This window comes from Microcoleus sp. LEGE 07076, assembly GCF_015207455.1.
Taxonomy (GTDB): domain Bacteria; phylum Cyanobacteriota; class Cyanobacteriia; order Cyanobacteriales; family Microcoleaceae; genus Microcoleus.
The window spans coordinates 23091-29090 of record NZ_JADEWV010000067.1 but is presented as its reverse complement, the minus strand read 5'-3'; the positions used below and the strand labels follow the sequence as shown (position 1 = coordinate 29090).

Annotated in this window: 9 protein-coding genes; 5 read left to right on the top strand and 4 right to left on the bottom strand. The window is 45.1% G+C overall.

Going from position 1 to position 6000, the window contains the following annotated elements; all coding sequences use genetic code 11:
• Positions 1–297: uracil-DNA glycosylase family protein (locus IQ270_RS13545; RefSeq protein WP_305076211.1), on the bottom strand; the 297-nt coding region annotated here is incomplete at its 3' end.
• Positions 298–491: 194 nt separating this feature from the next.
• Between IQ270_RS13545 and IQ270_RS13540 the strand changes: the two genes are divergently transcribed.
• Entirely contained in the window at positions 492–1163 is a 672-nt protein-coding gene (locus tag IQ270_RS13540; RefSeq protein WP_193973710.1) for a phosphoribosyltransferase, read from the top strand.
• A 42-nt stretch (positions 1164–1205) separates the two neighbouring features.
• Complete coding sequence (locus IQ270_RS13535) at positions 1206–1496, top strand: hypothetical protein (RefSeq protein ID WP_193973709.1); 291 nt, start codon at positions 1206–1208, stop codon at positions 1494–1496.
• Positions 1497–1646: 150 nt separating this feature from the next.
• Here the strand turns inward: IQ270_RS13535 and IQ270_RS13530 are convergent, their stop codons facing one another.
• On the bottom strand, positions 1647–2030 hold the full coding sequence (locus IQ270_RS13530; protein WP_193973708.1) for a VOC family protein: 384 nt from the start codon (positions 2028–2030) through the stop codon (positions 1647–1649).
• 123 nt (positions 2031–2153) lie between these two features.
• Positions 2154–2774: a histidine phosphatase family protein gene (locus IQ270_RS13525; RefSeq protein WP_193973707.1), complete on the bottom strand. Its 621-nt coding sequence runs from the start codon at positions 2772–2774 to the stop codon at positions 2154–2156.
• A 55-nt stretch (positions 2775–2829) separates the two neighbouring features.
• Between IQ270_RS13525 and IQ270_RS13520 the strand changes: the two genes are divergently transcribed.
• The gene (locus IQ270_RS13520) at positions 2830–3297 is read left to right on the top strand and encodes a hypothetical protein (RefSeq protein WP_193973706.1); all 468 of its coding nucleotides are present in this window, start codon (positions 2830–2832) and stop codon (positions 3295–3297) included.
• A gap of 145 nt (positions 3298–3442) precedes the next feature.
• Here IQ270_RS13520 and IQ270_RS13515 read toward each other — a convergent pair whose 3' ends face one another.
• Entirely contained in the window at positions 3443–3769 is a 327-nt protein-coding gene (locus IQ270_RS13515) for a hypothetical protein (RefSeq protein WP_193973705.1), read from the bottom strand.
• Positions 3770–4136: 367 nt separating this feature from the next.
• On the opposite strand from IQ270_RS13515, the gene IQ270_RS13510 reads away from it, so the two are divergent.
• Positions 4137–4532 (top strand): hypothetical protein, encoded by a 396-nt coding sequence (locus IQ270_RS13510; RefSeq protein ID WP_228056333.1) that lies wholly within the window; start codon positions 4137–4139, stop codon positions 4530–4532.
• Positions 4533–4806: 274 nt separating this feature from the next.
• The gene (locus tag IQ270_RS13505; RefSeq protein WP_339384153.1) at positions 4807–5781 is read left to right on the top strand and encodes a PHP domain-containing protein; all 975 of its coding nucleotides are present in this window, start codon (positions 4807–4809) and stop codon (positions 5779–5781) included.
• Positions 5782–6000: the final 219 nt, after the last annotated feature.

Below are 6000 nucleotides of genomic sequence, written 5' to 3'. Positions count from 1 at the left end.
ATCTAACAGTTTGCCCGATCGCCCGACGAAGGGCAATCCGGTTTCGTCTTCGTTTTGTCCGGGGGCTTCTCCCACAATCAAAATAGAGGCTTGAGGATTGCCGCGCCCGATGACGGCGTGAGTGCGGGTGTTGCCCAATTCGCAGCGGTGACAGCGGTTGCAGTGCTCGCCGATTTGTTCCATATTTTGATAAGTGCCGGCAGGAATGGGAATTTTGGCATTTGCTGGTATTGAGTCTGTTTGGAAGCTAGCACTTTGATTGCTGTCAAAAAGGTTCAGTTGCAAGTCGCTGGACATAAATTTTACAATTAGAGAGATTTTTTTGAGTCTAGAGTTTATAGTTTAGATCGGGTTGGGTGATTTGAGATTGGCTAAAAGCTTGTATGCGATGCTGTTGATTCCCTACGGGATAGCTACGCAGGCGCGTACTTTTTTCCAATTAACACTGGCACAATATCCAATTTTTTGGTTGAGCTCGTACAGGCAGAAATATGTTGTCTAACCCGTTTTTTGAAGACCGCGCCGATGCAGGGGAAAAACTGGCCGAGGCTGTTGAAAACGAGCTCGGCAAGTTTAATTTAACCGCGCCAGATGCTGTTAAACCGATTGTTTATGCCTTGCCGCGCGGGGGTTTGCCGGTTGCTGTGCCGGTGGCGCGCCGCTTGGGCTGTCCTTTGGATGTGGTTGTTGCTAAGAAAATTACTCGCCCAGATAATTTAGAATTGGCGATCGGGGCTGCAACGGCTGACGGTCATGTTCTCTGGCAAAAGCAAAAACAGCCAAATTTACACTGGCAAAAATCTGCACTCCAGCAGGCTGAAAATAGCGCTCAATCTCTGCTGGGAGATTTGGCTTCAGGACGACCAAATGTCAGCGCGGCTGGGGCTTTGGTTATTTTGGTGGACGATGGCATTGCTACGGGGATGACGGTGGCTGTGGCGGCTGTGGCTTTGCAGTCTCAGCAACCGGCGGCTGTGTGGATTTGCGCGCCCGTCGCCCCGGATGATTTGATGGGATTTTTGGCCGAAATAGGCGATAAGTCGATTATTTTGGAGACTCCTAACCCTTTTTACAGTGTCAGTCGCTTTTACGCGCAGTTTCCGCAGGTGGAGACGGCGGAGGCTTTGGAGTGTTTGCAGCGACAGATTGAGTGGCGGTTGTGAGTTAAGCTAGAAGGCTAAATCCAAAAGTTCGATCGCTAAAACATGAGACCTTGGCAATATTGGTTGGACACTTTGATTCTGTCTACTCAGCACAATCCGCCTCGGTTTGTTGAGTTGGTGATGTTGACTTTGGCGATGATTTTGCTGGGGCTGTGGAGTATAACTTTGCAGTGGCAGTATTTAACGCTGTCTTTGAGTTATATAATTGGTTCGTCTTTTTCAATTTTGGTGAGGGAATACATCGACCCACGACCTCGATTTCAGTTGACTCATCTGACAGCATTGTTGTTATTAATTATCAGTTTTTATAGTTTTGCTGAATTGATTAGATAGTTGAGGCAGGTTTGACAATGTGCTTGCGAAAGCGGGTTGCGAACAAGATGTTTTTTTTGAACGAACCGCGTTGGCGTAGCCTGCGCGAAGCGCTTAGACGCAAAGGAAGAGAAGAGAAGAGAATATCTAGAGTTTACCCATGATTAGCGATTATTCTAAATTATCATAGGATTGATGTAAAATTATGCGGTTGCCGGCGGGATCGAAGGCATAGATTTCTAAACCGTGAGAAGCTTTGATGATTTCTCCGGCTGGCGGATAACCTAATGCCCAAATTCGGGCGATCGCAGTTTCGATGTCGCTGACTTCCAAACACAAACTCATCCCTGTTTTTCCTCGATTGGCAAATTCCACTTTGTGGGAATCTTTGGGTTTGAATATGCCGAGTCTTAGGCCGGGGAGTTGAAATTCAGCATAAGTATTGGGAATGTAAGGGTTGGGTTCTATGTCGAGAAATTTTGTATAAAATTTCACTAGAACTTCATTGTCAATGTCCGCTAAAGTTACTAGGGCTGCGCTGTACTGAAAACTCATATAAATTGGTAATGGGGTAATGGGTTATTGGTAATATAGCCGCGATCGAGGGTAGGCACGGGGCACTACCATACAAATTTTGTGAATTATTTAGGATTGCTATATTATAACTTTCATTTGTATTTAAAATCCTCCAATTCGTCCGACTATTTTAATCTTACCTTGTCCGTCGCTTTTGAGAATCACAGCTTCGCCGCTTTGGGGAATAATATCTGTAATTGCTGTAATATTGACTTGATGAGTTACCAGGATAATCGCGCCTTTTGTGTTGCGGTTGTCAAGAATTAATTTGCGGATGGTCGCTGTTTGTCCCGGTTCTTTGCTGCTGTTGCTAAAAAACGAGTTCAGCGCCGGAAACGGTTCGACTTTACCTACATTTATCAGTTTTGCTGTTTCCAAACATCTACACCACTGACTTGATAAAACTCTGGAAACTTTGATGTTGCGGTTGCGAAATTTGACTCCAATTTGCTTGGCTTGGGTTCTTCCCTGTGCTGATAAATTGCGCTGGGTTGAACAGTCGCCCAACTTAAAGTTAGCAGGATCGCCGGTGCCTGGGGCGATCGCGTGCCGCATTGCTACTACCAACCCTGTCTCTCCTCGCTGCAACAATTGCCAGCCTGCTTGAGTTTGGGCGTTGGTGGTTGTGTCAAAACTTGCAGTTGCATTCCCCGCGCCGATCGACAATACTAAAGCTAGCGATCCGAAAAACCATTTCCAGTTGAGGTAAATTTGCGTCGCCATTGTTCCAGAAGTGAGAAATTAACTTATCATATTCTAATACAACAAATATTGCTCTATGGAACTTACCAATTTTATTGCTCTGTCTGTGATTGTTGCCCTGGTGCTGGGGGTTGGTTTGGGAACAATGACTTGGGCTTATTTCGGCAAGGGCAGCATTTCTGTACTGTTTAAAGAAGCAGTTTTTAACTCGCCACAATTTCCAGCTACTGATGGCGGTAGCAAAGCTTCGGTTTATTTCCAGCAAGGAATTCAGGCTTATCAGTCGGGAAATTTTCGCCAAGCTAAAGATAAATTTACCAATGCGCTACAACAGGTTTCAACTTTGGCGGAAGCTTACCACAATCGCGGCTTGGTTTTGGCGAATTTGCGCTCGGATGATGAAGCTGTGGCAGATTTGATCCGTGCCAGCGAATTGTACCAACAGCAGGGGAATGGAAGTGCGATCGACACTATCAAACAAAATCTTGCCGCCTTGAAGCAGCGCAAATTAGAACGAGAAAAACAAAAATCAGTAGCGACATAAATTATTAGGTTGGGTTCGTGGATCTCAACCCAAACCTAGAGTTTTGGTTGGAAAAATCCGGTTTCTTTAATGAAGTTGGGAGAAACCGGGTTTGTTGGCAGAATTGTTAGTAAAGAAAATTAAGATTTAACATTCTCCCGAGCGACTAATTTTTTCTAGCATCTTCTATTTCGTCGATTTGAGAAATCATCATTTCTCGGCTAGATGCCACAACTCGATAATTAGTAATGGGATCGTAAGCTTCCCACTCTTGAGTCACTTCGCTGTCTTGCCACAAAAACCATTCCCGGTAAATTTCGCCGTCGTCAATGTCCCCGCACAAACCAAGCCAATCATCTCCTGCCAAGCTGTTAAAGTCTCCTCCTACTAAGTCAATCCAAGCTGCAACTATACAAGATTCAATAGCGCTATTATCAACAGTAACTGCCTGAGATTGAACAGAAGTTTCGGGAAAGCAAAGTGTGGATGTCATACGCTGTACCTGAATGTTATGTTCTTAATTTATAAAAAATTGCTCAGCGGCAGTGACAGCAGAATGCCGCTATGTCAACCTCCACATTTGTGACAAGAGAAAACTTTGACTCCCAAAGCCCTGGAGTGTGCCTGCTGTATAACTTGAGAGTGCTTTGAGTCGAGTCGCGGCAGAGGCTGAATTCAGCCAATTTGCTAACTGGCACAGCAAAAAGCCCGATCGCCCGACCGAATATTGCTGGCGCACTCTTGGCAGCTTGTGAAGCGCAGAGTGCGCGACAATTGTATACTGGGTAAGTTGGCGAGTTTCAGTAGAGTTTTTGTGGTAAAATTAGCAGCAACCAGATTTTCGTACCGATAGCCCGGTTTTGTTAAAAGCTTTCCAACCAGCTTTTCAACCAGCTTTTCAACAGTGGTGCGATCGCCAGTTTGGATTTATTGTTAATTTTGCCAAGTCCCGATCGACTGTTTGGGAAAAAATTATGCAACCAACCAACCAAGAAAGAATTATCAATCTGACAATCCACTATACCAACGGCAAACAGCAACACTTCGAGTTCATTCCGCCAGAGGTAAGAGTAGGAGAGCAAGCAAATTTAGGCACTCGCCTGCACAAAATGTTGACGGCAGATCCGATAATTCTCGAATTAGCAGATAAACTTGTAGTTATCCCAGTTCACAACATCCAAAGTATTGAAATATCCCCGGTTCCTTCAAAATTGCCTGAAGGTGTGATTCACCCCATGCGAGAAATCAAGAAATAGCTGAGCTTTTTTGCATATAATAAGTTTAACTGAAAAGGCGATCGGGATGCCCAGGCCGTATTTTTTCAAAAAATAGAAAGGTACAAGGTGAAGACAGGAAAACTTTTGAGAGCTAACAGATTTAAATTATTAAAAAACTTGTTGATTGCTGTGAATCTTTTTGGAAAAAATAGCAAGTCATGCAAACAATCTGCCAACCATTATCGCACGACTCATTCCCAATCTAAAAGCTAAAATGCTGTGACAATATATCTGGCGTGACTGATGGGAATAATTGCAGATTTTAGATCGTTTCCGGTTGCATCGGAATCATAAAATCAAGTCAACAGTTAACAGCCAACAGTCAGCAGCCAACAATCACCTGACGGTGCAACCGGAATTGATATTACAGACTTTAACTTACCATAAAAAAATGCTAGAACTCCACTGCCACACAACTTATTCCGACGGCACTCTCACCCCAGCCGAACTCGTAGCCGCGGCCGCGTCTTCGGGGGTTCGCGCCTTGGCCGTCACGGATCACGATACGATGTCGGGTTGGGATGAAGCCTCGGCCGCCGCTAGTTTGCACGGTATCGAAATAGTGCCTGGATTGGAACTCAGTACGGTGCACAACGGCAGATCGCTGCACATTTTAGGTTTTTATCCCGATCGCCATAAGTTGCGCGTTCCGTTGAACGATCGCATAGAAGGACGGTTTCGGCGATCGCAAGAAATGGTAGATAAATTAGCAGCAATGGGATACCCGATCGAACTGCCCAAAACATCGCCAGGAATGGCACCGGGAAGGCCTCACATTGCCTCTGCGCTTGTAAAAGCCGGTCACGCCAAATCAGCGCGGGAAGCCTTCGATCGCTGGCTGGGAGACGACGGCCCCGCCTACGTGCATTATGAGAAATTCTCGATCGCCGAAGGCATTGATTTACTAAAGAGTTGTGGCGCAGTACCAGTGTGGGCGCACCCTTATTTATTTCGTGGCGGCGCGGTTGAGGAAGTCTTAAAAGAATTAGTAGATGCTGGTTTAATGGGAGTAGAAGTATACCATCCCAGCCACAGTTCCAGCCAAGTAGAAAAGTTAAAAAAAATCTGTCTCGAATACGGTTTACTGGTAACTGGTGGCAGCGATTATCACGGCCCAGATCCAGAAAGAAATGAAAGGAAAGGGATTGAAAGTACCCAATTGAATATGCTGCATTTGCCATTAGAATTGCTGGAACCGATTAAGGTTGCTGCGGCGAGTTTGAAATAGTTTGTAACTTTTTGGGCGGGCTAGAAGCCCACCCCACAATAATTTTAGTATAACTGTAGGGTGTGTACCTCAGTTTAGATAGCGAGTAAATCGAAATAATCAACTCATTCTGACGCACCCTACTACTAGGTATCGTGCAAAAGTCGAAAAAAATCAGAAAAAATATCTGCGTTCATCTGTGTGCATCTGCCATCATCTGCGGTTTCTGTATCAAGAAAA

What these genes read in the sequence shown, in the direction of transcription:
- IQ270_RS13540 (WP_193973710.1), top strand. Translation starts at nt 492, where the DNA reads ATGTTGTCTAACCCGTTTTTTGAAGACCGCGCCGATGCAGGGGAAAAA.
- IQ270_RS13535 (WP_193973709.1), top strand. Translation starts at nt 1,206, where the DNA reads ATGAGACCTTGGCAATATTGGTTGGACACTTTGATTCTGTCTACTCAG.
- IQ270_RS13530 (WP_193973708.1), bottom strand. Translation starts at nt 2,030, where the DNA reads ATGAGTTTTCAGTACAGCGCAGCCCTAGTAACTTTAGCGGACATTGAC.
- IQ270_RS13525 (WP_193973707.1), bottom strand. Translation starts at nt 2,774, where the DNA reads ATGGCGACGCAAATTTACCTCAACTGGAAATGGTTTTTCGGATCGCTA.
- IQ270_RS13520 (WP_193973706.1), top strand. Translation starts at nt 2,830, where the DNA reads ATGGAACTTACCAATTTTATTGCTCTGTCTGTGATTGTTGCCCTGGTG.
- IQ270_RS13515 (WP_193973705.1), bottom strand. Translation starts at nt 3,769, where the DNA reads ATGACATCCACACTTTGCTTTCCCGAAACTTCTGTTCAATCTCAGGCA.